The organism is Citrobacter sp. Cpo091, from assembly GCF_030332645.1.
Classification (GTDB): Bacteria; Pseudomonadota; Gammaproteobacteria; order Enterobacterales; family Enterobacteriaceae; genus Citrobacter; species Citrobacter portucalensis.
Genome location: NZ_JAOWHL010000027.1, coordinates 237,101 through 263,287, shown reverse-complemented (window position 1 = coordinate 263,287; position 26,187 = coordinate 237,101). Strand labels below are relative to the sequence as shown.

General features: G+C 52.3%; 26 protein-coding genes and 1 riboswitch. Of the genes, 13 read left to right on the top strand and 13 right to left on the bottom strand.

Translation table 11 applies throughout. From position 1 onward, the window contains the following. Positions 1 to 167 precede the first annotated feature (167 nt). A complete protein-coding gene (locus tag OGY04_RS03425; protein ID WP_286584743.1) occupies positions 168 to 566 on the bottom strand; it encodes a YgiW/YdeI family stress tolerance OB fold protein in 399 nt (132 codons plus the stop codon). A 150-nt stretch (positions 567 to 716) separates the two neighbouring features. Between OGY04_RS03425 and qseB the strand changes: the two genes are divergently transcribed. The 4 genes from qseB (at position 717) to OGY04_RS03405 (ending at position 3,758) form a co-directional block, all read left to right on the top strand. Beyond that, the gene (qseB, locus tag OGY04_RS03420) at positions 717 to 1,376 is read left to right on the top strand and encodes a quorum sensing response regulator transcription factor QseB (RefSeq protein WP_153686666.1); all 660 of its coding nucleotides are present in this window, start codon (positions 717 to 719) and stop codon (positions 1,374 to 1,376) included. Continuing rightward, entirely contained in the window at positions 1,373 to 2,722 is a 1,350-nt protein-coding gene (gene qseC / locus OGY04_RS03415; protein ID WP_286584740.1) for a quorum sensing histidine kinase QseC, read from the top strand. Before qseB ends, qseC begins: the two co-directional genes overlap by 4 nt. A gap of 109 nt (positions 2,723 to 2,831) precedes the next feature. Beyond that, positions 2,832 to 3,413 (top strand): NAD(P)H-dependent oxidoreductase, encoded by a 582-nt coding sequence (locus OGY04_RS03410; protein ID WP_003828397.1) that lies wholly within the window; start codon positions 2,832 to 2,834, stop codon positions 3,411 to 3,413. A gap of 30 nt (positions 3,414 to 3,443) precedes the next feature. Further along, positions 3,444 to 3,758, top strand: coding sequence for a putative quinol monooxygenase (locus tag OGY04_RS03405; RefSeq protein WP_003024557.1), 315 nt, complete (start codon positions 3,444 to 3,446; stop codon positions 3,756 to 3,758). A 106-nt stretch (positions 3,759 to 3,864) separates the two neighbouring features. On the opposite strand, the gene parE is transcribed toward OGY04_RS03405, so the two are convergent. Genes parE through nudF form a run of 5 tightly spaced genes read right to left on the bottom strand, consistent with a single transcriptional unit; the run spans position 3,865 to position 8,270 of the window. Further along, positions 3,865 to 5,757 (bottom strand): DNA topoisomerase IV subunit B, encoded by a 1,893-nt coding sequence (parE, locus tag OGY04_RS03400; RefSeq protein ID WP_003024571.1) that lies wholly within the window; start codon positions 5,755 to 5,757, stop codon positions 3,865 to 3,867. A gap of 28 nt (positions 5,758 to 5,785) precedes the next feature. Next, positions 5,786 to 6,367, bottom strand: coding sequence for an esterase YqiA (gene yqiA, locus OGY04_RS03395; RefSeq protein WP_003024575.1), 582 nt, complete (start codon positions 6,365 to 6,367; stop codon positions 5,786 to 5,788). Further along, positions 6,367 to 7,194: a 3',5'-cyclic-AMP phosphodiesterase gene (gene cpdA, locus OGY04_RS03390; protein WP_016154517.1), complete on the bottom strand. Its 828-nt coding sequence runs from the start codon at positions 7,192 to 7,194 to the stop codon at positions 6,367 to 6,369. The genes yqiA and cpdA overlap by 1 nt, the downstream gene beginning before the upstream one ends. 24 nt (positions 7,195 to 7,218) lie before the next feature. Further along, positions 7,219 to 7,641 carry a DUF1249 family protein gene (locus tag OGY04_RS03385; protein ID WP_003024582.1) on the bottom strand — a complete coding sequence of 141 codons (423 nt, stop codon included), beginning with the start codon at positions 7,639 to 7,641 and terminating at the stop codon, positions 7,219 to 7,221. Further along, a complete protein-coding gene (gene nudF, locus OGY04_RS03380; RefSeq protein ID WP_032945031.1) occupies positions 7,638 to 8,270 on the bottom strand; it encodes an ADP-ribose diphosphatase in 633 nt (210 codons plus the stop codon). The genes OGY04_RS03385 and nudF overlap by 4 nt, the downstream gene beginning before the upstream one ends. Positions 8,271 to 8,469: 199 nt before the next feature. Between nudF and tolC the strand changes: the two genes are divergently transcribed. The 3 genes from tolC to OGY04_RS03365 all read left to right on the top strand — a co-directional run bounded on the left by tolC (position 8,470) and on the right by OGY04_RS03365 (position 11,939). Then, positions 8,470 to 9,948 carry an outer membrane channel protein TolC gene (gene tolC, locus OGY04_RS03375; protein WP_100247260.1) on the top strand — a complete coding sequence of 493 codons (1,479 nt, stop codon included), beginning with the start codon at positions 8,470 to 8,472 and terminating at the stop codon, positions 9,946 to 9,948. A 147-nt stretch (positions 9,949 to 10,095) separates the two neighbouring features. Continuing rightward, positions 10,096 to 10,773, top strand: a complete 678-nt coding sequence (locus OGY04_RS03370; RefSeq protein ID WP_003024591.1) for a DUF1190 family protein — start codon at positions 10,096 to 10,098, stop codon at positions 10,771 to 10,773. 5 nt (positions 10,774 to 10,778) lie between these two features. After that, a complete protein-coding gene (locus OGY04_RS03365; protein ID WP_204558549.1) occupies positions 10,779 to 11,939 on the top strand; it encodes a glutathionylspermidine synthase family protein in 1,161 nt (386 codons plus the stop codon). A gap of 85 nt (positions 11,940 to 12,024) precedes the next feature. On the opposite strand, the gene ygiD is transcribed toward OGY04_RS03365, so the two are convergent. Further along, positions 12,025 to 12,813, bottom strand: coding sequence for a 4,5-DOPA-extradiol-dioxygenase (gene ygiD / locus OGY04_RS03360; protein ID WP_032945034.1), 789 nt, complete (start codon positions 12,811 to 12,813; stop codon positions 12,025 to 12,027). A 147-nt stretch (positions 12,814 to 12,960) separates the two neighbouring features. On the opposite strand from ygiD, the gene zupT reads away from it, so the two are divergent. Then, positions 12,961 to 13,734, top strand: a complete 774-nt coding sequence (gene zupT, locus OGY04_RS03355; protein ID WP_003024600.1) for a zinc transporter ZupT — start codon at positions 12,961 to 12,963, stop codon at positions 13,732 to 13,734. Positions 13,735 to 13,799: 65 nt separating this feature from the next. On the opposite strand, the gene OGY04_RS03350 is transcribed toward zupT, so the two are convergent. Then, a complete protein-coding gene (locus OGY04_RS03350; protein ID WP_020996336.1) occupies positions 13,800 to 13,976 on the bottom strand; it encodes a hypothetical protein in 177 nt (58 codons plus the stop codon). A gap of 397 nt (positions 13,977 to 14,373) precedes the next feature. On the opposite strand from OGY04_RS03350, the gene assT reads away from it, so the two are divergent. From assT to dsbI, 3 genes are read left to right on the top strand one after another with little or no spacing between them, the layout of a single operon-like run. After that, positions 14,374 to 16,170, top strand: coding sequence for an arylsulfate sulfotransferase AssT (assT, locus tag OGY04_RS03345; protein ID WP_008785832.1), 1,797 nt, complete (start codon positions 14,374 to 14,376; stop codon positions 16,168 to 16,170). 23 nt (positions 16,171 to 16,193) lie between these two features. Next, positions 16,194 to 16,862 (top strand): thiol:disulfide interchange protein DsbA/DsbL, encoded by a 669-nt coding sequence (locus tag OGY04_RS03340; protein WP_286584739.1) that lies wholly within the window; start codon positions 16,194 to 16,196, stop codon positions 16,860 to 16,862. A 14-nt stretch (positions 16,863 to 16,876) separates the two neighbouring features. Beyond that, a complete protein-coding gene (gene dsbI, locus OGY04_RS03335) occupies positions 16,877 to 17,554 on the top strand; it encodes a protein-disulfide oxidoreductase DsbI (RefSeq protein ID WP_032945038.1) in 678 nt (225 codons plus the stop codon). 84 nt (positions 17,555 to 17,638) lie between these two features. On the opposite strand, the gene ribB is transcribed toward dsbI, so the two are convergent. Next, entirely contained in the window at positions 17,639 to 18,292 is a 654-nt protein-coding gene (gene ribB, locus OGY04_RS03330) for a 3,4-dihydroxy-2-butanone-4-phosphate synthase (protein WP_003828424.1), read from the bottom strand. 106 nt (positions 18,293 to 18,398) lie between these two features. Continuing rightward, positions 18,399 to 18,548: riboswitch (FMN riboswitch) on the bottom strand. 132 nt (positions 18,549 to 18,680) lie between these two features. Here ribB and ubiK point away from each other — a divergent pair. After that, complete coding sequence (ubiK, locus tag OGY04_RS03325) at positions 18,681 to 18,977, top strand: ubiquinone biosynthesis accessory factor UbiK (RefSeq protein WP_020996337.1); 297 nt, start codon at positions 18,681 to 18,683, stop codon at positions 18,975 to 18,977. A 33-nt stretch (positions 18,978 to 19,010) separates the two neighbouring features. Here the strand turns inward: ubiK and glgS are convergent, their stop codons facing one another. The 4 genes from glgS to OGY04_RS03305 all read right to left on the bottom strand — a co-directional run bounded on the left by glgS (position 19,011) and on the right by OGY04_RS03305 (position 25,279). Beyond that, positions 19,011 to 19,217: a cell surface composition regulator GlgS gene (gene glgS / locus OGY04_RS03320; RefSeq protein ID WP_008785836.1), complete on the bottom strand. Its 207-nt coding sequence runs from the start codon at positions 19,215 to 19,217 to the stop codon at positions 19,011 to 19,013. 301 nt (positions 19,218 to 19,518) lie between these two features. After that, positions 19,519 to 20,952, bottom strand: a complete 1,434-nt coding sequence (gene hldE / locus OGY04_RS03315) for a bifunctional D-glycero-beta-D-manno-heptose-7-phosphate kinase/D-glycero-beta-D-manno-heptose 1-phosphate adenylyltransferase HldE (protein ID WP_128611689.1) — start codon at positions 20,950 to 20,952, stop codon at positions 19,519 to 19,521. A gap of 59 nt (positions 20,953 to 21,011) precedes the next feature. After that, positions 21,012 to 23,852, bottom strand: coding sequence for a bifunctional [glutamate--ammonia ligase]-adenylyl-L-tyrosine phosphorylase/[glutamate--ammonia-ligase] adenylyltransferase (glnE, locus tag OGY04_RS03310; protein ID WP_286584738.1), 2,841 nt, complete (start codon positions 23,850 to 23,852; stop codon positions 21,012 to 21,014). A gap of 125 nt (positions 23,853 to 23,977) precedes the next feature. After that, positions 23,978 to 25,279 (bottom strand): CYTH domain-containing protein, encoded by a 1,302-nt coding sequence (locus tag OGY04_RS03305; protein WP_286584737.1) that lies wholly within the window; start codon positions 25,277 to 25,279, stop codon positions 23,978 to 23,980. Between the two features lie 241 nt (positions 25,280 to 25,520). Here OGY04_RS03305 and OGY04_RS03300 point away from each other — a divergent pair, with 241 nt between their 5' ends. Continuing rightward, the gene (locus OGY04_RS03300; protein ID WP_003828434.1) at positions 25,521 to 26,141 is read left to right on the top strand and encodes a TIGR04211 family SH3 domain-containing protein; all 621 of its coding nucleotides are present in this window, start codon (positions 25,521 to 25,523) and stop codon (positions 26,139 to 26,141) included. The last annotated feature ends 46 nt before the right edge of the window (positions 26,142 to 26,187 follow it).

Below are 26,187 nucleotides of genomic sequence, written 5' to 3'. Positions count from 1 at the left end.
CGCTCCGGCAAGGACCTGACCCTGTGTAAAGACTACGTCGTCCCGGGCGGCAGTTTTACCTTCCTCCCGTCAACGCAGGCGTTTATCAACGGTAAAACCTACCCCTATGGCAACTGGGATTAAGACTAGCTCTAAGAAAAGGGCCGCGAATGCGGCCCTGATGGGGATTATTTAGCAACTTTGCTAATCTGTTTCACGTCGATTTCAACGGAGTTCCAGTCTTTATCCACTTCACCCTGGATTTCAACCACATCCTGCGGTGTGACGGTTACGCCGTTCCAGCGCTTGTGATCGATATCCACATTCACCGTGCCGGTCGCATCTTTAAACACGTACAGGTCGTCGGAAATACGCTCAACGATGTTCCCGCGCAGGGTAACCCAAGTGTCATCACGCAGTGATTTGGCGCTTTCTACCGTCGTGCTGCTACCGTTCGGGCCGACAAATCCGCCGTTTTGGCTCTGCGTGGTGGTTGTCGTTGGCCCAGAGAAGCCGCCCTGCTGAGCTGCCAGAACAGGTGCGGAACACAGTGCCATTACGGCAACTATTGCAGCTAATTTTTTCATCGTCATGTCTCCCTTTCATGTTGGTTTACGACTATTAAATAAGTTAATCCTTAACAAGTTCTTAAGGCAAAAAAAGATACTTTTTTTGCTGTACAGAGGCTGTAGCCACAGGTTTACTGACTGCAAATGAGTTATCGCAGGGATGAACATATGCGTATTTTACTGATCGAAGATGACACGTTGATTGGCGATGGCCTGAAAACAGGTCTGAGTAAAATGGGTTTCAGCATCGACTGGTTTACCGAAGGTCGCCAAGGGAAAGAAGCACTCTACAGCGCACCTTATGATGCGGTAATCCTCGACCTGACGCTGCCAGGCATAGACGGACGGGACATTTTGCGCGAATGGCGAGCCAACGGAAAGCAGGAGCCTGTGCTGATTCTGACCGCTCGCGACGCGCTGGCAGAACGCGTTGAAGGCCTGCGCCTGGGCGCAGATGACTATCTGTGCAAACCCTTTGCGCTGATCGAAGTTGCCGCCAGGCTGGAGGCGCTGGTGCGTCGTGCCAGCGGCCAGGCCATCAACACATTACGCCATGGCGAGGTGACGCTTGATCCCGGCGCGCTGGTCGCCACAGCGGCTGGCGAACCGTTGTCTCTTAAGCCCAAAGAGTTCGCGCTGCTGGAGCTGCTTATGCGTAACAAGGGCCGCGTCCTGCCCCGCAAACTGATTGAAGAAAAACTGTATACCTGGGACGAAAATGTCTCCAGCAATGCGGTTGAGGTCCACGTCCATCACTTACGCCGTAAGCTCGGCAGCGACTTTATCCGTACCGTGCATGGCATTGGCTATACCCTGGGTGACGCATGAAACTTACACAACGCCTCAGCCTGCGAGTCAGGCTAACGCTTATTTTTCTGATTCTGGCATCAGCAACCTGGGCCGTATCCAGTTTTGTGGCCTGGAGGCAGACTACCGATAATGTCGATGAGCTGTTTGATACGCAGCTGATGCTGTTCGCCAAGCGGCTTAGCACGCTGGATATCAGCGATGTCACCACCTCAAGCAATATGGCCCGCACGCCAAAAAAACTGAAACATGGCCATATTGATGACGACGCACTGGCGTTTGCCATCTACTCCACCGACGGCAAAATGGTGCTACACGATGGCGACAATGGCCAGGATATTCCCTACAGCTACAGCCGGGAGGGGTTTAGCGACGGCCAACTCAGGGGCGACAACGATTCCTGGCGCTTCCTGTGGCTGAATTCCGCTGATGGAAAATATCGCATTGTGGTGGGCCAGGAGTGGGAATACCGGGAGGATATGGCGCTGTCGATCCTTACCGCACAGTTAACCCCGTGGCTGGTTGCGCTGCCGCTGATGTTGCTGATCCTGGTGGTCATGCTGAGTCGCGAACTCAGGCCGCTAAAAAAACTGGCGCAAGCTCTGCGCTGGCGCGCCCCGGAATCAGAAGAACCGCTCGACCCGAAAGGTGTGCCAAGCGAAGTGCGCCCGCTGGTTGAATCACTCAACCAATTTTTCACTCGTATTCATACCACCATGGTACGTGAACGGCGCTTTACTTCAGATGCCGCTCACGAGTTGCGTAGTCCATTGACGGCGCTGAAAGTACAAACCGAAGTGGCGCAACTGTCTGACGATGACCCGCAGGCACGGCAAAAAGCCTTAATGCAGATGCAGGCCGGGATCGATCGCGCCACGCGTCTGGTCGATCAGTTACTGACGCTTTCGCGCCTTGACTCCCTCGACAATCTTCAGGATGTGGCAGAAATCTCGCTGGAGGAGCTACTACAATCTTCGGTGATGGATATCTACCATTCGGCCCAGCAGGCGCATATTGACGTACGTTTGCAGATTAACGCGCATGGCATCACATGTACCGGGCAACCGCTGTTACTCAGCCTGATGGTGCGAAATCTGCTGGATAATGCCATTCGCTATAGTCCCCGGGGAAGCATTGTGGAAGTGACGCTAAACGCCCGCAATTTTAGCGTCAAAGATAATGGTCCAGGTATTGCGCCGGAAGTTCTGATGCACATTGGAGAACGCTTTTATCGCCCACCGGGGCAAAGCGTGACCGGCAGCGGTCTCGGCCTGTCGATTGTCCGTCGTATCGCGATATTGCATGGGATGTCAGCCTCGTTCGGCAACGCTCCGGAAGGTGGCTTTGAAGCAAAAGTCAGTTGGTAATTGCGTTATTGTTGCTCATATAGCAAAAGACTTTGCACATTTTGCTAATTTCACCGCACCGCTGGTGGGAGTAAAATCGTCCTCAAACGTATTTCCTTGAGGACACAAAATGAGCAACATTCTGATTATCAACGGGGCGAAAAAATTCGGCCATTCTAATGGTCAACTGAATGACACCCTGACCGAGGTCGCGGACGGTATCCTGCGCGACCTCGGGCATGATGTTAAAGTCGTACGCGCAGACAGCGATTATGACGTAAAAGCAGAAGTGCAGAATTTCGTCTGGGCCGATGCGGTTATCTGGCAGATGCCAGGCTGGTGGATGGGCGCACCGTGGACCGTGAAAAAATACATCGATGACGTGTTTACCGAAGGTCACGGTACGCTGTACGCCAGCGACGGCCGCACACGTTCAGATGCCTCTAAAAAATACGGCTCCGGCGGGCTGATTCAGGGCAAAAAATACATGCTGTCCCTGACCTGGAACGCACCGATGGAAGCCTTCACTGAAAAAGACCAGTTCTTCCATGGCGTTGGCGTTGATGGCGTCTATCTCCCGTTCCATAAAGCAAACCAGTTCCTGGGAATGGAAGCGCTGCCGACCTTTATCACCAATGACGTGATTAAAATGCCGGACGTCCCGCGTTATATCGCAGAATATCGCAAGCATCTGACCGAAATTTTTGGTTAACTGGTAACCTGGAATTAGAAGGAGTTAACCATGCTTACCGTTATTGCAGAAATCCGTACACGTCCAGGTCAACATCACCGCCAGGCGGTACTGGATCAGTTTGCCAAAATCGTTCCGACCGTACTGAAAGAAGAAGGCTGCCACGGCTATGCGCCGATGGTGGATCACGCCGCAGGTGTGAGTTTTCAGACTACAGCACCAGATTCAATCGTGATGGTTGAGCAGTGGGAAAGCATCGCGCATCTTGAAGCGCATTTGCAGACCCCGCATATGAAAGCCTACAGCGAAGCCGTGAAAGGTGACGTGCTGGACATGAATATTCGTATTCTGGAGTCGGGCATTTAAGATTGTCGATTTGCCGGGTGACGCTTAGCTATCCGGCATAAATCGCTTCGTCAGATGAGAGCCGGATAAGGCATTTTACGCCCATCTCCGGCTTTTCTACATGCAATTACCCTTCGAGATCCGCCAGGTCGCCTTTCTCCTGCAACCAGTTACGACGATCTTCAGAACGCTTCTTGGCCAGCAGCATATCCATCATTGCGTTGGTACGCTGATCGTCTTCATCATCGATAATGAGCTGCACCAGGCGACGGGTGTTCGGATCCAGCGTAGTTTCACGAAGCTGCATCGGGTTCATTTCACCCAGACCTTTAAAGCGCTGCACGTTCGGCTTGCCTTTCTTGCGCTTTAACTGCTCCAGTACGCCCGCTTTCTCTTCTTCCGTCAGCGCGTAATAGACCTCTTTGCCGAGGTCGATACGGTATAACGGCGGCAGCGCCACGTAGACGTGACCGTGTTTCACCAGCGTGCGGAAGTGCTTCACAAACAGCGCGCACAGCAGCGTAGCGATGTGCAGACCATCGGAGTCCGCATCCGCCAGGATACAGATCTTGCCATAGCGCAATTGGCTCAGATCGTCGCTGTCCGGATCGATACCGATCGCCACGGAAATATCGTGAACTTCCTGCGAAGCCAGCACTTCATCGGAAGAGACTTCCCAGGTATTGAGGATCTTACCTTTCAGCGGCATGATCGCCTGATATTCACGATCGCGCGCCTGCTTGGCCGATCCGCCCGCCGAGTCACCTTCGACAAGGAACAGTTCGGTGCGATTAAGATCCTGTGCGGTACAGTCCGCCAGTTTACCCGGCAGCGCCGGACCGCTGGTCAGCTTTTTACGCACTACTTTTTTCGCCGCACGCAGACGACGCTGCGCGCTGGAAATCGCCATCTCAGCCAGCAGTTCGGCTGACTGCACGTTCTGGTTCAGCCACAAACTGAATGCATCTTTCACCACGCCAGAGACGAATGCCGCACACTGACGCGAAGAGAGGCGCTCTTTGGTTTGTCCGGCAAACTGCGGATCCTGCATTTTTACCGACAACACATAAGCACAGCGATCCCAGATATCTTCCGCCGACAGCTTCACGCCACGCGGCAGGATGTTACGGTATTCGCAGAACTCGCGCATCGCATCCAGCAGTCCCTGACGCAGACCGTTAACGTGCGTACCGCCCTGCATGGTTGGGATCAGGTTCACATAGCTTTCGGTCAGCAGCTCGCCGCCTTCCGGCAGCCAGAGCAGCGCCCAGTCCACCGTCTCCGTCTCACCGCTGAAATTACCGATAAACGGTTTTTCCGGCAGCGTCGGTAGGCCATTCACCGCTTCGCTCAGATAGTCATTTAAACCATCCTGGTAGCACCAGCGCTGCTCGCTGTTGTTGACCTCATCCTTAAAAGTGATCTCAACGCCTGGGCACAACACCGCTTTGGCTTTCAGTACGTGCGTTAAGCGCGAAACAGAAAAACGCGGGCTGTCAAAGAAGCTTTCATCGGGCCAGAAGTGCACGCTGGTCCCGGTATTGCGTTTGCCGCAGGTACCGACAACCTGTAAATCCTGCACTTTATCGCCATTCTCAAACGCGATGTTGTATACCTGCCCGTCGCGGCGCACGTTCACTTCCACACGTTTGGACAGGGCGTTAACAACGGAGATACCCACACCGTGCAGACCACCGGAGAACTGGTAGTTCTTGTTAGAGAACTTGCCGCCCGCGTGCAGACGACAGAGGATCAGCTCAACCGCCGGAACGCCTTCTTCAGGGTGAATATCTACCGGCATGCCGCGTCCGTCATCAATGACTTCCAGAGACTGGTCGGCATGTAAGATCACGTCCACGCGTTTCGCGTGGCCCGCCAGTGCTTCATCCACACTGTTATCAATCACTTCCTGCCCAAGATGGTTCGGACGGGTCGTATCGGTGTACATCCCAGGGCGACGGCGTACCGGCTCAAGCCCAGTGAGTACCTCAATGGCATCAGCGTTATAAGTTTGCGTCATGGTTTAAATAAGCAATTCGAATTGATCGTCAGAAACTGTGCAGTCCAAGGAAATCGACAATCGGGTTGAAATAATCTTCGAAGCCCGTGAATGCGTGGTTTCCGCCCTCAATAACTGTCTGACGGCAGGAGGCGTAATACGCCACCGCCTGGCGGTAGTCCAACACTTCATCGCCCGTTTGTTGGAGCAGCCAGATCAAATCCGGCGCTTCCAGCGGGTCAATCTGCATGACTTTAAGATCGTAAATATGGCGTGACTCTAGCACATATTGCTGCCCCGTGTAGGGGTTCTCGTTTTGACCGAGATAGTCGACCAGCAGTTCATAAGGCCGTACGGCAGGGTTCACCACCACTGCCGGCAGCATAAAACATTGCGACAGCCAAGTGGCGTAATAGCCGCCTAAAGAGGAACCGACAATCCCCAGCGACTCTCCGCCGTGTTCAAGAATGATCGATTCCAGCATCTCTGCGGCCTGCGCCGGATACGGAGGTAGCTGCGGCACGATCATCTCAACGTGCGGGTGGTGTTCCGCCAGCCAGTTTTTCAGTAAACACGCCTTCGCCGAACGAGGAGAGCTATTAAATCCGTGAAGATAGAGAAGCGTAGACATCAGTAGCCTTCTGAAGCGGTATCAGGGTGGAACCGATTACCCTGCAGACGACGTACCTGAGTCTGCAACGTCCCGTCGGCAAAAAGCTCCAGCGTCCGCCAGCCTGGGCTGATGGTATCCAATGTGAAGTTGGAACAGTGCGGTTTAAACTGCACGCAGGTCGACGGCGTCGCCAGCAGACGGCGTCCGTTCCAGTCCAGATCCAGTTCCTGATGAATATGCCCGCACAATAGATACTTGGCGCGAGGATAATTCACCAGCACGTTATCCAGTTCAGCGGCATTACGCAGACTGTGCTGATCGAGCCAGCTGCAGCCCGCAGGCAGGGGATGATGATGCAGTAGTAGCAAGGTATTACGCTCTGGCGCATCGGCAAGTTTACGTTCCAGCCATTCGAGCTGGAATTCACTTAACTCACCGTGGGGAACGCCGAACACCTGGCTGTCGAGCAGCAAGATTTGCCACTGTTCGCCAATGAAAACGCGTTTGGCCGGGGAAATGCCCGCATCCTGCAGCGCGCTGTACATTGCCGGCTGAAAATCGTGATTGCCCGGTAGCCAAACGCAGGGCGCACGAAAACTTGCGATGCCCTCAGCAAAATGCTGATAAGCCGCAGCGGATTGATCCTGCGCCAAATCACCCGTCGCGACGATCAGATCGTACTCAGGCGACTCTGCATGTATTGCATCCAGTACGGATTGATAGCTGTCCCAGGTGTTCACACCCAGCAGCGTTTCATGCTTTTCGGCAAACAGGTGAGTGTCTGTAATTTGTAAGATCCTGACTCTGGCCTCACCAGCCAAAGGAAGGGTTAACAGGCTTTCCAAATGGTGTCCTTAGGTTTCACGACGCTAATAAACCGGAATCGCCATCGCTCCATGTGCTAAACAGTACCGTAACCAGTCGGCCAAAAACTGATTAATTTGATGCTTTTCGTCGCGTTGATGCAACTTTTTATTTGGATAATCATACCGCGCTTTGAAGCGAAAGATCTGCTGACTTGAACACACTTCAGCCACCCTTGCGTCATGGTACAGGCGCACGGTCAATGAAGGCAGGCTCCAGTATGTGACGGCCGGTGCCGTTTGTTCGATCGCAACAAGCGTAGTGTATCGGGTCGATTCCACGATCGTTAACCGATATTGTGCGTTTGCTACCTGATAGCTCACTGTTTCACCGGCTGCATCATTACGTGGCAGCAGGCGGCGCAATTGCGAATAGTTGGTTTCGCACAGACGCATCATTTCAGGGAAGTCAGGTGTGTAACGCTTCATTTTTTCCACTCAGTTTTTAACTCTTGATAGTGCAGCTGTAACCATTGCAAGGCGATGACAGACGCTGCGTTGTCGATTTTCCCCTCTTCAACCCATTGGTAAGCCTGTTCCCGGCTTACCACATGAACACGAATATCTTCGTTTTCATCAGCCAGACCATGGATCCCGCTCGCGGTCGTGGCGTCCACTTCGCCGACTAAAATAGACAGGCGCTCACTGGTGCCACCCGGGCTTGCCAGATAGCTCAGAACGGGCTTCGTCCGCTTAACTTCCAGCCCGGCCTCTTCCATTGCTTCACGACGGGCTACATCTTCAACGGTTTCGCCCTCTTCGATCATCCCGGCCACCATTTCCAGTAACCACGGGCTTTCGCTGGTATCAAATGCCGCGATACGGATCTGCTCGACCAGCACAACTTCATCTCGCTCAGGGTCAAAGGGTAGCAAGACTGCCGCGTGTCCGCGCTCAAAAATTTCGCGCGTTACCTCGCCGCTCATCCCCCCGTTAAACAGGCGATGGCGAAACCGATAAAGATCCAGTGAAAAAAAACCGCGGTATAGCTTTTCTCGTGCAATAATTTCTACATCATTTTTAGTGAAAGTCATTGGCAAGTTGTCTGGTTTACGCATTGTGCTGTCCTGAAACCAATAGTGATTAAAATGTGAATTTCAAGGTCGTTTGACTGATGTTTGAACGCCCTTGTGTTAAATTGATGCAAATTAACGCCGTATGGCACGTAACGCCAACTTTTTGAAGTGGCGGATTCTGCTAGAATCAGCAAATATTTTTACAATTTGATCAGCGCTAAATACTGCTTCACAACAAGGAATGCAAATGAAGAAATTGCTCCCCATCCTTATCGGCCTGAGCCTGTCGGGGTTCAGTACTTTGAGCCAGGCAGAAAACCTGATGCAGGTTTATCAGCAAGCACGCCTGAGCAACCCGGAATTGCGTAAATCCGCCGCCGATCGCGATGCTGCATTCGAAAAAATTAACGAAGCGCGTAGCCCATTACTGCCGCAACTGGGTTTAGGTGCCGATTACACCTACAGCAATGGCTACCGTGATGCAAATGGCGTCAACTCCAACGCCACCAGCGCATCTTTGCAGTTAACTCAGTCTATTTTTGACATGTCTAAATGGCGTGCCCTGACGCTGCAAGAAAAATCAGCGGGCATCCAGGACGTGACCTATCAGACCGATCAGCAAACGCTGATCCTGAATACCGCCACGGCCTATTTTAACGTACTAAACGCAATTGACGTGCTTTCTTACACTCAGGCACAGAAAGATGCGGTCTATCGTCAGTTAGATCAGACCACTCAGCGTTTTAACGTTGGCCTGGTTGCCATCACTGACGTACAAAACGCCCGTTCACAATACGATACTGTACTGGCGAATGAAGTTACCGCGCGTAACAATCTGGATAACGCGGTAGAACAGCTGCGCCAGGTAACCGGTAACTACTACCCGGAACTGGCTTCACTGAACGTTGATGGTTTTAAGACCAACAAACCGCAGGCGGTGAACGCGCTGCTGAAAGAAGCAGAAAACCGCAACCTGTCGTTATTGCAGGCCCGTTTGAGCCAGGATCTGGCACGTGAGCAAATTCGTCTGGCGCAGGATGGTCATTTACCGACCCTGGATTTGACCGCCTCTACCGGGGTATCTGACACCTCGTACAGCGGGTCTAAAACCAACACCTCCCAGTATGACGACAGCAACATGGGCCAGAATAAAATCGGTCTGAGCTTCTCACTGCCGCTGTACCAGGGCGGAATGGTTAACTCGCAGGTGAAACAAGCGCAGTACAACTTTGTTGGCGCGAGTGAACAACTGGAAAGCGCACACCGCAGCGTGGTGCAGACCGTTCGTTCTTCGTTCAACAACATCAATGCGTCTATCAGTAGCATTAACGCGTACAAACAAGCGGTTGTCTCTGCACAAAGTTCTTTGGATGCGATGGAAGCTGGCTATTCCGTAGGTACACGTACCATTGTGGATGTGTTGGATGCCACCACCACGCTGTACAACGCCAAGCAGCAACTGGCGAATGCGCGTTATACCTATCTCATCAACCAGTTAAACGTCAAATCTGCGCTCGGTACGCTGAACGAGCAGGATCTGGTGGCACTGAACAATACGCTGGGTAAACCAGTATCCACGACTCCGGATACGATCGCGCCGGAAAACGCGCAGCAAGATGCCGCGGCGGACGGTTATACGTCCAACAGCGCGACGCCTGCGGCACAGCCGACAGCAGCACGTTCAACCAGCAGCACCGGCAACAACCCGTTCCGTAACTGATGCTGATGACGGGGCTTCGGCCCCGTCTGAACGTAAGACAACGTAAAGATCCGCCCCTTCTTCCGCATTCTCGCCTCTTACCGCTTCAATTTCGACCAGTCATCCTCTATTCTGAGCAGAGTTACCACTGGGTACTGGAAGACATAAATGAAACGGACAAAATCTATACATCACGCCTCGTTCCGCAAAAGCTGGAGCGCGCGCCATCTGACTCCTGTCGCCCTGGCAGTTACCGCTGTGTTTATGCTCGCGGGCTGTGAAAAGAGCGACGAAACGGTTTCGCTTTATCAGAACGCTGACGACTGCTCTGCGGCGAATCCGGGTAAAAGCGCCGAATGTACTACCGCGTTTAACAATGCGCTGAAAGAAGCTGAACGTACCGCACCAAAATACGCCACTCGTGAAGACTGTATCGCTGAATTCGGCGAAGGCCAGTGCCAGCAGGCTCCTGCGCAAGCGGGAATGGCACCGACCGGTGAAGGCCAGGCTCAGGCGCAGAATCAAAGCAGCGGCAGCTTCTGGATGCCGCTGATGGCGGGCTACATGATGGGCCGACTGATGGGCGGCGGAATGGGCGCTCAGCAACCGCTGTTCAGCTCGAAAAATCCAGCCAGCCCGGCTTACGGCAAATACACGGATGCCAGCGGTAAAAACTACGGTGCAGCAACGCCGGGTCGCACCATGACCGTACCGAAAACCGCTATGGCACCGAAACCAGCTACCACCTCTACCGTAACCCGCGGCGGATTTGGTGAGTCTGTGGCCAAACAGAGCACCATGCAGCGTAGCGCAAGCGGCACCACCACACGTTCAATGGGTGGCTGATCGTCATGGAAAGAGTCAGTATTGTTGAGCGCCCGGACTGGCGCGACAAAGCCACCGAATACGGTTTCAATTTTCACACTATGTACGGCGAGCCTTACTGGTGTGAAGACGCGTACTATAAGCTCACTCTTGCTCAGGTTGAAAAGCTGGAAGAGGTCACCTCAGAGCTGCATCAAATGTGCCTCAAGGTGGTGGAAAAGGTCATCGCCAGCGATGAGTTGATGACCAAGTTTCGCATTCCGAAGCATACCTGGGGCTTTGTCCGCCAGTCCTGGCAGACACAGCAACCGTCGCTCTATTCACGTCTCGATCTGGCGTGGGACGGCACGGGTGAACCCAAGCTTTTAGAAAACAACGCCGATACGCCAACCTCGCTGTACGAAGCCGCGTTTTTCCAGTGGATCTGGCTGGAAGATCAGCTCAATGCGGGCAACCTGCCGGAAGGCAGCGATCAGTTCAACAGTCTGCAGGAAAAACTGATCGAGCGTTTCACCGAGCTGCGTGAGCAGTATGGTTTTCAACTGCTTCATCTGACCTGCTGTCGTGATACGGTAGAAGATCGCGGTACGATCCAGTATCTGCAGGATTGCGCTGCCGAAGCTGAGATCGCAACAGAATTCCTCTATGTAGAAGATATTGGTCTTGGTGAAAAAGGTCAGTTCACCGACATGCAGGATCAGGTAATCGCTAACCTGTTCAAGCTCTATCCGTGGGAATTCATGCTGCGTGAAATGTTCTCCACCAAGCTGGAAGATGCTGGCGTTCGCTGGCTGGAACCGGCCTGGAAGAGCATTATCTCCAACAAAGCACTGTTGCCGCTGTTATGGGAAATGTTCCCGGACCATCCGAACCTGCTGCCAGCGTACTTCGCCGAAGACGACCATCCGCAGATGGATAAATTCGTCGTAAAACCGATCTTCTCGCGCGAGGGGGCTAATGTCTCCATCGTTGAGAACGGTAAAACGATCGAATCCGTGGAAGGACCGTACGGTGAAGAAGGCATGATCGTGCAGCAGTTCCATCAGCTACCGAAGTTTGGCGACAGCTATATGCTGATTGGCAGCTGGCTGATCAACGATCAACCAGCTGGGATCGGCATTCGTGAAGACCGCGCGTTGATCACGCAGGATCTGTCACGTTTCTATCCGCATATTTTTGTCGAATAATTGAGAGAGCCGGGTGGCGGCTTCGCCTTACCCGGCCTACGACGCGAACTTAATGCCCGATAAGCGCAGTGCCATCGGGCATTCATCATCCAACCTGCACCGACAACATACTTAAACTTCCCATCTCAATACCATCTACCGGGATCGTGACAGACTCTTTACCGTCCCAAGCCCCGAGTACATACAGCAGCGGCAGATAGTGATCCGGCGTCGGGTTCGACAACGATCCACCTTCATGATCGAGATAGTTCACCAGTGGGTGCTGCTCAACCGGTCCCTGCCATGTCAGGTTTGCCTTAACATAGTCATTGAATGAAGTCGCCCACGGATAAGGCGTGTTCTCACCGTGCCAACGCGCAGTGCGCAGGTTATGCACCACGTTACCACTGGCCACCAGCATAATGCCCTCATCACGCAGCGCCGCCAGCTTACGGCCCATCTCAAAATGCCATGACGCGGGTTTGGTGCTGTCGATACTCAACTGCACCATCGGAATGTCCGCATTCGGATACATCTTGATCAGCACGCCCCAGGAACCGTGGTCAAAACCCCAGGCTTCTTTGTCCAGGGTCACAGGCACTGGAGCAAGTAAGTCAACCAGATGCTGCGCCAGTTCAGGCGAGCCGGGAGCCGGGTAATGGGTGTCATATAATGCTTGCGGAAAACCGCCAAAATCGTGGATCGTTTTGGGGGCTTCCATCGCAGTCACACCCGTTCCACGGGTGAACCAGTGCGCCGAGACCACCACAATGGCTTTCGGACGCGGCAACGTTTCCCCCAGTTGCTGCCAGGCACGGGTATAAACGTTATCTTCCAGAACATTCATCGGGCTACCGTGACCCAAAAACAATGCTGGCATACGAGTTGAAGACATGATGATATCCTTACTGAGGGAGTCATTTTGATACCACCACAATACGCTTATTCGGTTGATGAAGAACTCAGATAACCATGATGAAGATCATCAGTTATTTTGACGATCTAACCCGGACAGCAGATTGATAAGGAGTTTTATTTGTCGATGTCAGTACCTTTACTTCTGACTTTACTGGCAGGTGCCGCCACGTTTATCGGCGCATTTCTCGGCGTGTTAGGGCAAAAACCGTCTAACCGCGTTCTTGCCTTTTCTTTAGGCTTCGCCGCCGGGATTATGCTACTGATCTCCCTTATGGAGATGCTACCTGCTGCGCTGGCCGCTGAAGGTATGTCGCCAGTGCTGGGCTACGGAATGTTTATCGTCGGCTTACTGGGCTACTTTGGCCTGGACCGTCTATTGCCGCACGCGCACCCTCAGGATCTGGTACAAAAAACAACGCAGCCTCTACCCGGCTCTATTAAACGCACCGCGATTTTATTAACGCTCGGCATCAGCCTGCACAACTTTCCTGAAGGGATTGCGACGTTTGTTACCGCCAGTAGCAACCTTGAGCTGGGCTTTGGTATTGCCCTCGCCGTTGCATTGCACAATATTCCTGAAGGATTAGCGGTGGCGGGTCCCGTCTATGCAGCCACAGGCTCCAAACGTACGGCGATATTCTGGGCAGGGATTTCAGGTATGGCAGAAATACTGGGCGGCGTACTGGCGTGGTTAATTCTCGGTAGCCTGATATCACCGGTGGTGATGGCGGCAATAATGGCGGCTGTCGCAGGTATTATGGTGGCGCTGTCCGTCGATGAATTGATGCCGTTGGCAAAAGAGATCGATCCCAATAATAATCCCAGCTATGGGGTGTTATGTGGAATGTCGGTGATGGGATTAAGCCTCGTCATCCTCCAGTCGATGGGAATCGGATAATCCAGAGGGCGGATGCCACCCTGCAAATTTACAGCATCCGCTCATCCATAGCAGAATATGAAGGACTAATCCTGTTCCTTAACCGCGCTGTTATCTTCACCAGAGCGGCGAAAGAGTTTGTTTCGCGCTTCAAGTAAGGCATCTCTGTCCTGGCGGAATGCCCGACAATAACGTTTCATATGGCAATAATACCCCAGCGCAACGAGTGCAATTAATACAATCCAATACCAGGCAATAAACATTCTTTTACCCTTAAAATTTAACATCATTAAACATTTAACGTTAAAATTTTACACAAACTTATTCTGACATACTCATATAGTGGCATATTTCAGAAACAAATATATGATTTCGATCATATAAATCAGCGGCTACGCTATTAGCCAAACTCGTTATAAACAATTAAAACAATGTCGACAAGATCACACTACGCAATAATAAATATTGTTCTTAAAATATCTCACTCATACTATCAAAAAAAATAATAAAAATTAGTTTCTGCAGAATAATACATTTCATCAATATTAATTAATGCATTACAAAAGTAGTATTAGCAATGCTGCTTTATTTTATCAAAACAGTAAAAACATAATATATTCAGCAAGATTATATTTATAGGTAATATAAGGAGATATATCCATGTTTACACAATACCGAAAAACACTTCTGGCAGGGACTCTGGCACTGACATTTGGATTAGCAGCAGGAAACTCTCTTGCCGCTGGTTTTCAACCGGCCCAACCTGCAGGAAAATTGGGCGCAATAGTAGTTGACCCTTATGGAAATGCCCCACTTACTGCGCTGGTTGAATTAGATAGCCACGTTATTTCAGATGTTAAAGTTACCGTCCATGGTAAAGGTGAAAAAGGCGTTCCGGTGACTTATACCGTCGGCAAAGAGTCACTCGCCACGTACGATGGCATTCCTATTTTTGGCCTTTATCAAAAGTTCGCAAATAAGGTAACCGTTGAATATAAAGAAAACGGTAAGGCCATGAAAGATGATTATGTGGTGCAAACTTCCGCCATCGTAAATCACTACATGGATAACCGCTCAATATCTGATTTACAGCAAACAAAAGTGATTAAAGTAGCACCGGGTTTTGAAGATCGTCTTTATCTGGTGAATACCCACACCTTTACCCCGCAGGGGGCGGAATTCCACTGGCATGGTGAAAAAGATAAAAATGCCGGCATCCTGGATGCGGGTCCAGCTGGCGGCGCACTCCCCTTTGATATCGCACCCTTTACCTTTGTCGTCGATACGGAAGGTGAATATCGGTGGTGGCTGGATCAGGACACCTTCTATGACGGCCATGACATGGATATCAACAAGCGCGGCTACCTGATGGGTATTCGTGAAACACCGCGAGGCACCTTCACCGCCGTCCAGGGCCAGCACTGGTATGAATTCGATATGCTGGGGCAAATTCTGGCCGACCATAAGCTGCCTCGCGGATTCCTGGATGCTTCACATGAGTCGGTCGAAACAGTGAACGGCACCGTACTGCTACGCGTAGGTAAACGCGATTATCGCAAAGAAGATGGCCTTCACGTACATACCATCCGCGACCAGATTATTGAAGTCGATAAATCTGGACGTGTTGTTGACGTATGGGATCTGACACAAATTCTCGACCCGATGCGTGACGCGCTGCTGGGTGCTCTGGACGCAGGCGCGGTATGCGTCAACGTGGATCTCGCTCATGCAGGCCAACAGGCAAAACTAGAGCCAGATACCCCCTATGGTGACGCCCTCGGCGTTGGTGCGGGCCGTAACTGGGCTCACGTAAACTCCATTGCCTATGACGCTAAAGATGACTCCATCATTCTTTCTTCCCGCCATCAGGGTGTCGTCAAAATCGGTCGTGATAAACAGGTTAAATGGATCCTGGCACCGTCTAAAGGCTGGAATAAGGCGCTGGCAAGCAAACTGTTAAAACCGGTTGATGATAAGGGCAACGCGCTGAAGTGTGATGAAAACGGTAAGTGCGAGAATACTGATTTCGATTTTACCTACACCCAACACACCGCCTGGCTCTCCAGCAAAGGAACACTAACCATCTTTGACAATGGCGATGGCCGTGGACTCGAACAACCGGCTCTACCTACAATGAAATACTCCCGATTCGTCGAATATAAAATTGACGAGAAAAAAGGAACCGTTCAGCAGGTTTGGGAATACGGGAAAGAGCGCGGTTATGATTTCTACAGTCCTATCACGTCGGTAATTGAATATCAAAAAGACCGCGACACGATGTTTGGATTTGGTGGTTCTATTAATTTATTTGACGTTGGACAGCCAACCATCGGCAAAATCAACGAAATTGACTACAAAACAAAAGAAGTCAAAGTCGAAATTGATGTCCTTTCCGATAAACCAAACCAAACGCACTACCGCGCATTACTGGTTCGCCCACAACAAATGTTTAAATAATTTCGTTAGATTAAGGATTAATTATGTCATCTAAATGGATTACTTCATTATTTAAAAGCGTGGTATTAACGGCGGCGCTGGTATCACCATTTGCAGCATCGGCTTTTACTGAAGGTACTGACTATATGGTACTGGAGAAACCGATTCCCAATGCTGATAAGACGTTGATAAAAGTATTCAGCTACGACTGCCCATTCTGCTACAAATATGATAAAGCCGTGACCGGCCTGGTGTCAGAAAAAGTTGCCGATCTCGTCGCCTTCACACCGTTTCATCTCGAAACCAAAGGAAAATATGGCAAACAGGCCAGTGAAGTATTTGCAGTAATGATTGCGAAGGATCAGGCCGCAGGGGTCTCATTGTTTGACGCCAAATCACAGTTTAAAAAAGCCAAGTTTGCTTACTACACTGCCTACCACGACAAGAAGGAACGCTGGTCTGACGGTAAAGATCCCGCTTCATTCATCAAAACAGGGCTGGATGCTGCGGGTATGAGTCAAGCAGACTTCGAGAACGCCTTAAAAGAACCCGTAGTCCAGGAGACCTTGGAAAAATGGAAAGCGGCTTATGATGTTGCCAAAATTCAGGGCGTTCCGGCTTACGTCGTCAATGGTAAGTACCTGATCTACACCAAAAGCATCAAATCGATTGATTCCATGGCTGAGCTTGTCAGAGAGCTGGCGACAAAATAAACAGGGAACCGGCTATGGCTTTTATTAAAGGATTGTGGCGAGACTTATGTACCGCACCGGTTGATACCCTGGTGAGATGGCAGGAGCGACGCTTTTTGTGGTTGCTAATGGCTTGTGCCATGGGTGGGTTAATTATTCTGGCGCACTCGTTCTTCCAAATCTATCTCTACATGGCCCCCTGCGAGCAATGTGTATACATCCGCTTTGCCATGTTTGTGATGGTTTTGGGTGGGCTGATCGCGGCAATAAACCCTAAAAACCTTATTCTAAAACTGGTCGGCTGCATTGCGGCATTTTATGGCAGCATTATAGGTATTAAGTTCTCCATCAAACTTAATGGCATTCATTATGCGGTACATAACCCGGACCCGGATTCGCTCTTTGGCGTACAGGGATGTTCCACCGATCCGACATTCCCTTTCAATTTGCCGCTGGCAAACTGGGCTCCAGAATGGTTTAAGCCCACTGGAGATTGCGGCTATGACGCACCTGTCGTTCCTGATGGCGTAGCGCTTAGCAGTGTGCAAAAGTGGTTTGTCGATCTGTACCAGCAGTCCGAAGGCTGGTATCTGCTCCCGCCATGGCATTTTATGAATATGGCGCAGGCCTGCCTGCTCGCTTTTGGTTTGTGTTTAGTGCTGTTGCTGGTAATGAGCGGAGCCTGGGCACTTAAACTGGCCAGAAAAAAATAGCCAGGTTGTAATAACAAAAAACCGAAGCCAGGAAACTGACTTCGGTTTTTTTATCCCTACCACGGTTGTCGCGGTAGTCAGCAATTAGCTGGCTTTGCGCTCATGCGCCTGACGGTAAGCAACCAGGTCTTCGATAGTCACTACAGCCATATTATGCTTACCGGCAAATTCGATGCACTCTGGCGCACGGGCCATGGTGCCGTCATCATTGGTCAGTTCGCACAGCACACCGGCTGGTTTAAACCCTGCCAGCGTCATCAGGTCGATGGTTGCTTCAGTATGACCACCGCGGGTCAACACGCCGCCTGCCTGAGCACGCAGCGGGAAAACGTGCCCCGGACGGTTAAGATCGGAAGGTTTTGCGCCATCCTTAATTGCCGCACGCACCGTTGTAACACGGTCTGCTGCGGAAACGCCGGTGGTTACGCCTTCTGCGGCTTCAATGGTCACGGTAAAACCGGTACCGTAAGCGCTGGTATTATTTTCCACCATCATTGGCAGATCGAGCTGTTTGCGTCGGTCTTCAGTGATGCACAGGCAAACAATACCGCTACCGTGACGGATGGTCAGCGCCATCTGTTCTACGGTCATGGTTTCTGCCGGGAAAATCATATCGCCTTCGTTTTCACGGTCTTCGTCGTCAAGCACCATTACACCGCGTCCTTCACGCAGCGCAGACAGCGCATGTTCAACACGTTCGAAAGGCGTACCAAAAGAGGAAAGTAGCGTCTGATTCATGGTAAAAAAACCTCACTAAAATTATGGTTACCAGAATCAGGGCAGTCTTAGGAGTACCGTCTAAGCGGCAAAAAAATAACGTGAGCGGGTCCATGCCCGACTGGATCGTTACTCTCTCCCATCCGGACTCTAACCGTCGGCCCCGGAATTACACCGGATCTGCTGACCTTTTTGCCGTAACAAAAAGCGCTCGCGGGCTTTCAACATCAGTTGATTTACCGCCGGTGGGGAATTTCGCCCCGCCCTGAGAATAAGCGGGTTAACTATAACGCTATTGATTACCTTCATCAACGCCTTTACTCGTCTTAGCTTCACACAATTCTGGTTTATGCCTGTGCCAGTTCGCACTACAATAGGCAGCAACACGTACCAGTTCAGGGAAACCACAATGATTGACCCGAAAAAAATTGAGCAGATTGCTCGTCAGGTTCACGAGTCGATGCCGAAAGGGATCCGCGAGTTTGGCGAAGACGTCGAGAAGAAAATTCGTCAAACGCTGCAGTCACAGCTGACCCGTCTGGATCTGGTAAGCCGCGAAGAATTCGATGTACAGACTCAGGTTTTATTGCGCACGCGTGAAAAGCTGGCGCTGCTTGAGCAACGTCTGACTGAGCTTGAATCACGTGATAAAACGGCAGACGTTAAGCCTGCCCCCGCGATCCCGTCAGTTGATCCGCAAGAGTAAAAACGACAACGGGCCGCAAGGCCCGTTTTTCTGTTAGTGTTCCAGTTCTAGCTTCCTGGCTTCCGTCGCTTGCTGGCAGTACAGCGCATAGCGTTTGCAAAACCAGCTACGATGTTCTTCATCCATATTCCCGGTTATCGCCTGGATATCAATGGGATGACCCTCAGCCTGCATCCTGGCAAAACTACGGGCCAGGAAATCGAAATTGTTCAGTGAATACATATTGCTGTTCATGAGCATACCCTCCAGTTATTGAATATCTGCTAAGGCCATATGCTTTTTCTAATTTCAGTATTTCCCTGGATACGAAGTTATTCTGTACATATTGTGCGCAAAACTACTGCGCGGGTTCACAGTTTCCTATGAAATCTAAGAGGGCATGAAATATGGCGGGTATATCAGGGAAAGAGGCGCTGCGGCTGAAGAATAAAGCGAAAAAAAGCCGGATGGCGACGCGAAAGCGTCTTATCCGGCCTACAAACGTTACGTCACGTAGGCCGGATAAGGTGTTCACACCGCCATCCGGCAAACTTTCCAGGTGTTACTTATCGCTGTCTTTCTGGATCTTATTGATGATATTTGTCGTGGAGCAGCCATCTTCGAAGTTCAGCACCAGCACTTCACCGCCGTTCGCCCACACCTCTTCACTACCCGCAATCTGCTCCGGCTTATAGTCGCCGCCTTTGACCAGCAGATCCGGCAGAATGCCAGCAATCAGACGCTGCGGCGTATCTTCTTCAAAAGAGACCACCCAGTCGACGGATTCCAGCGCGCCCAGTACGATCATACGCTGTTCCAGCGGGTTGACCGGACGCGTTTCACCTTTCAGACGTTTGGTCGAAGCATCGCTGTTGACCGCCACGATCAGGCGATCGCCCAGCTTGCGCGCATTCGCCAGATAGGAAACATGGCCCGCATGCAGGATGTCGAACACACCGTTGGTCATTACCACTTTCTCGCCGCGCTTGCGGGCGCTGGCAACGGCCTGTTTCAGCTCAGATTCGCTCATCACGCCAAAACCAGTATCAGCCCGCCCGCGCACGGCGTTTTCCAGTTCAATCGGAGAAACAGTGGAGGTCCCCAGCTTACCAACGACAACACCGGCTGCGGCGTTAGCAAAATAGCACGCCTCTTCCAGTGAGTTACCCGCCGCCAGCGTCGCCGCCAGCACGCCGATAACCGTATCGCCTGCACCGGTCACGTCATACACTTCCTGCGCCTGCGTCGGCATATGCAGCGGCGATTTGCCCGGTTGCAGCAACGTCATCCCCTGCTCGGATCGCGTGATCAGCAGTGCGGAAAGGTCGAAATCAGCAATCACTTTCATGCCGCGTTCAACCAGTTCATCTTCGCTTTTGCACTTGCCCGCCACCGCTTCAAACTCAGACAGGTTCGGCGTCAGCAGCGTTGCGCCACGGTAGCGTTCAAAGTCGGTTCCTTTCGGATCGATAAGCACCGGCACCCCAGCCTTACGCGCCAGAGCAATCATCTGCTGCACGCTTGCCAACGCGCCTTTGGCGTAGTCGGAGAGTACCAGAGCGCCGATAGAACCCAGCGCCTGGTTAATACGCTCGTGCAGAGGCTGCGGATCCACACCTTCAAAACCTTCTTCGAAATCCAGGCGAATCAGCTGCTGGTTGCGGGAAAGCACGCGCAGTTTGGTTATCGTCGGATGGGTCGGCACGGAAACGAAATCGCATTTTACGTTCACATCCGCCAGCGTTTTGCTCAGCGCACGCGCCGCGTCGTCAATACCGGTCAGGCCCACCAGACGCGAATTCGCTCCCAGAGAGGCAATGTTCATCGCCACGTTTGCTGCGCCACCGGGACGTTCTTCGATGGTATCGACCTTCACCACCGGAACCGGCGCTTCAGGTGAAATACGGCTGGTAGGACCGTACCAGTAGCGATCCAGCATCACATCACCGACAACCATGACTCCTGCACGTTCAAACTCTGGCAGCGTTACTTTCATTCCTGTCTCCTGAGAGATTCTCTGAGGGTCTTAAAATTTGCGCGCGATAATAGCACACTTCACTCGGCAACCAGCCACTTCTGCCAGCTGTCACGCACCAGCGTACGTTCAGCGTCAAAGTGCTCCAGCGCCACATGGCCCGGAAGTTCCTGCAACGCAAGATGATGAAGTTCATCACGCAACGTCGTATAAGCACGGGTAAGCGCCAGCGCTTCCTGCTCGTCCATAATGTCGTTTTGCGCCAGTAATTCCAGAATGCGCACGTTATCCGACCAGCGCGTCAGCTTCGGTTTTTCATGCGCATAGCGCAGCACCAGATACTGCGTAATAAACTCAATGTCTGTGATGCCGCCTTCATCCGCTTTGATATCAAAACGATCGCGATGCTTATTGCCCAAATGGGCACGCATTTTCTCACGCATTTCGCGCACCTCGGTCTGCAAGGTTTTCCCATCGCGGACAAGGGTCATGATATCGCGACGAATCGCATCAAACTGAGAGGTCAACTGCGGGTCGCCGTACACTACGCGAGCACGCACCAGAGCCTGATGCTCCCATGTCCAGGCTTCGTTACGCTGATAATCGGCAAAAGCGTCAGCCGATGTCACCAGCATCCCCGCCGCCCCTGACGGACGCAAACGCGCATCCACTTCGTACAAAATACCGGACGAAGTACGGGTACTAAAGAGGTGCATAATGCGCTGCGCCAGACGCAGATAGAACTGTCGCCCGTCAATCTCACGCTCACCGTCCGTCATCACGTCCATCGGACAGTCATGCAGGAAGATCAAATCGAGATCCGAGCTGTAACCCAGCTCCCAGCCGCCCAGCTTGCCATAACCGACGACGGCAAAGCCACGCCCCTCGCGTTCGCCAAGATGAGTAGGTTGACCGTAGCGTGCGACCATCTGCGTCCACGCCTGCTGGACTACCGCATCAATAATAGCTTCCGCCAGCCAGGTTAAATGATCGCTCACCTTCATCACCGGCAGCGTACCGGCGATATCGGCCGCGGCAATACGCAGTAGCTGCGTTTGCTTAAACTGGCGCAGAGCTTCCAGTTGCTGCTCTTCGTCATCTTCCGGCACGCGCAGCAAATACTGGCGCAGCTCATCACGGTAAGCATCCGTCGCGGTGGGTTGATACAGGGTGTTCGGATCCAGCAGTTCATCGAGCAACAGCGGATACCGCGCCAGCTGGCTGGCGACCATCGGCGAGGCCGCACAGAGCGAAATCAGATGCTTCAGCGCCCCGGGGAATTCGCTCAGCAGTTCCAGATAGGTCGTACGGGTAACAATCCCTACCAGCAGAGGGGTAATGCGCGATAGCGGGACTGAGGCATCGTCACGCGTACAGACATCGCTCAGCAGATGCGGCATTAAATGATCCAGCACCTGGCGTCCGCGTGGGCCAATGGTGCGTTTATCCAGCTCTTTGCGGAAATCAGCAATCAGAGACAGCACGCGTCGGCGATCGTCATCCGCCAGATGCGTCAGCACCGGCGTGGTGTCATCTTCCTGTAAGGCGTCCTGCCACAGTTCGCGCCACTGTTCTGAAAGCGACTCTTCCTGGGTTTCAGCTTCGTCATCGCCAATCAGCTCGTTAAATACCCGGCGCACGTTGTCCATATGATTGGCCAGCACATCAGTTAATTGCTGCCAGTCATCAACGTTCATCCCCCACGCCAGCCGCGCGCGATTCAGTTCATCGCCTGGCAGCGTTTGGGTCTGTTCATCATTGATGCTTTGCAGCAGGTTTTCCAGGCGGCGTAAATAGAGATAGGCTGCTCGCAGTTGTTCCGTATCGGTATCAGACAGCAGGTGCAGCGCATTGATGGCACTCAGCGTCGGTAACAGCGAGCGGGATTGCAGCGACGGTTCACGCCCGCCGCGAATCAGCTGGAATACCTGTACGATAAATTCGATTTCACGAATACCGCCCGCCCCCAGCTTGATGTTGTCTTTCAGGCCACGGCGGCGCACTTCTCGGGCAATCATCCCTTTCATGTTACGCAGCGACTGGATCACGCTGAAATCAATATAGCGACGGAAAACAAAAGGCCGCAGCATGGCACGAAGTTCGCTGACGTAAGTGCCGTCGGCATCGCCCATAATGCGGGCTTTGACCATCGCATAGCGTTCCCAGTCGCGGCCTTGTTCCTGGTAATAATCTTCCAGCGCGGAGAAGCTCAGCACCAGCGGACCGCTGTCGCCAAACGGGCGTAAACGCATATCCACCCGATAGACAAACCCATCCATTGTGGGCTGATCTAATACCTTGATGAGCCGCTGGCCCAAACGGGTAAAGAACTGGGCGTTATCCAGCTCGCGGCGCCCGCCCTGTGTGCTGCCGTGCTCCGGCCAGGCAAAAATCAGGTCGATATCGGAGGAAAAATTCAGCTCGCCGCCGCCCAGTTTCCCCATGCCTAAAATCAGCAGCGGCTGCGCCACACCTTCAGGATTACAGGGCGTACCCCATTCGCGACAGCAGGCAGCGTATAACCAGTCGCGCGCGGCGACGATCAACGTTTCAGCCAGATGGCTTAGCTGCTGCAAAATACTCTCTTCGGTCACCAGCGACAACGTCTGTGCCCAAGCGATACGCACCATGATACGTCGGCGAAACAGGCGTAGCTCACGCATCAGCGTGTTTTCATCACTAACGTCAGCCAATGTTTGCTGTAACCAGTCGGCATAGTGTTGCCATTCATCCGCCAGGGGTGGAGCGCTTTCCAGCTCAGCCAGCCATTCGGGATGGGCAATAATGCTGTCACGGACAAAATCGCTGAATGTAAGTACTGACTTCGCCTGAACGCTAAGCGAGGACTCAGATATTGCTGCTGGCAGCCGCTCAACAACGGTCGGCCAGTACTGCTGTAACGGTGAAGAGAGCTGCTTCATTTACGGGTTATCCTTTGAATAGTGCCGGATGCGGCGTTTAGCCTTATCCGGCCTACATGACAGTTACACACATCGCGTAGGCCTGATAAGCGCAGCGCCATCAGGCATCCCGGCCTCGGCCCTGATTATCGTTTTCCGCTGTGCAGCCAGAACGGTTCCAGCGCGATTGCCTCGTTGCGGAAGTGTTCAATTTCAATATATTGGTTGGCCGCAATGGCGTGACGCAAACCCTGCCAGTTGGCAATCCATTCTGATGCGACATTTTCGTCGTAGTATCCCGCCAGCATCAGCATGCTATCAATGTTGCGCGTCAAACGAGGAAGCTGATCGGCGTACTGATCGCCCAGCGGCTGCGCAAAAGCGGTCTTCAGCTCAGCGGCATGGCGTGAAAGATGGGTATCAGAGAAACGCTTAAAGGAGTCGGCAATTTTTCCCTGCGCCTTCGCATCAAGGAACGGCTGCCATCCTTTGGTCACCAGCCATTCGGTCAGCGCCAGCTTGGCCATTGCCGTTTGCGTGCTGTAAACCGCCGAAACAGCAGAAACGTCCGACGAAATGATCGCTTCCGACTGGGTCAACAAATCACGTAAGTGAGCGCTCGCTTTTCGCGGCACATTACCGCCAAACAGCATCAGAATGTGACGCACCAGGCCCATAGCCGCCAGCACCTCGGCTTTCGCCCCTTTAACGCCGCGCACCCACAGCTCTTCATGGTACTGCCACTGTGATAATGCCAGCTCCAGCGCCGCTTCCAGCCCCTGCTCAATACTCGCTTTCGCCGGAACTTTCAAAATGCGTGTCGGTTTGAGTTCGCGCGGCGCATTCCCCTGAGCCAGGTGATAACCGCGCGCTGCTTTGCTCAAGCTACCCTGGCGTAAACCGGTTTGCGAAACCAGCTGGTTTGCCAGCTTCAGTACCGCACGGGTATCGCCGCTTAGCAGTTCAAGTTCAAGCTCACAGATAGGTTCTGCAAACTCGCCCGCTTTCACCTCCCCCAGATCGAGGGCAATTTCAATCCGGCTGCCATCAACATCAACCAACCATTTCTCACGGTAAAAATCGGTGCTGAACAACGGCTGCACTTGAGAAGCAAGTTCAGCAGGCAGCTCGCCATCAGGCCAGACTTCCGTTGGGAACAAGGTGAGGTCCAGCTCAGGCGCGTTTAGCGCAACGTTATATTCCGGCCGTTGGTGCAGTCCGCCCGTCACGCGTCCGGCAATTTTCATGGTCATTTCGTAATGACCATTTTCACCGCGAATACGCAGCCCCATATCGTGACCACGCAACCACGCATCCGGTGTTTCGTAGTAGATATTCAGCAACTGGCTGGGCGCATGATGCTCTCCCCCCAGCGTATTCAGACGTTCACGTAGCGCATCTACAGCGTCACTATTGACGATAAATTTTAATTCGATTTCCTGGGCCATGGTCTTGTACTTATGGGTTATGTCACAGTTGAGAAAACTGACTGCGAACTAAGTTCGTTCTTTATGGTCAGTAGATAGTATTTTGCGCCAAATTGCCATGCAACGAGCAATTTGACGGGCGTAAAAGTTTCGAGTGGTGGCAAAAAGGACACAGATGATTCCGATTGATGTCGAATGCTTTGCGTAGAGACACTGATGCCACTACTATCGTTCCACTTTCTATGACAATAACGACAGCCTGATGCCAAAATTACGCCTGATTGGATTAACTTTACTCGCACTTAGCGCCACTGCAGTCTCTCATGCCGAAGAAAAGCGCTATGTCTCTGACGAACTGAACACCTGGGTCCGCAGCGGTCCGGGAGATAATTATCGCCTCGTGGGTACGGTTAACGCCGGCGAGGAAGTCACGCTATTACAGACCGATGCCAACACTAACTACGGCCAGGTGAAAGACAGCACCGGACGTACCGCCTGGATCCCACTGAAAGAGCTGAACAGTACGCCGAGCCTGCGTACCCGCGTTCCCGACCTGGAAAACCAGGTTAAGACCTTGACCGATAAGCTCAATAATATCGATACCACGTGGAACCAGCGCACCGCTGATATGCAGCAAAAGGTCGCGCAAAGCGACAGCGTGATCGACGGACTGAAACAAGAAAACCAGAAGCTGAAAAACGAGCTTATCGTGGCGCAAAAGAAGGTCAGCGCAGCCAACCTTCAGCTTGATGACAAACAGCGCACCATCATCATGCAGTGGTTTATGTACGGTGGCGGCGTGTTGGGTCTTGGTCTGCTGCTCGGCCTGGTTCTGCCACACATGATCCCAAGCCGTAAACGCAAAGATCGCTGGATGAACTGAATCGCCTTCTCCGCCACACTGACATATGATTAAGGGATCATAGTTT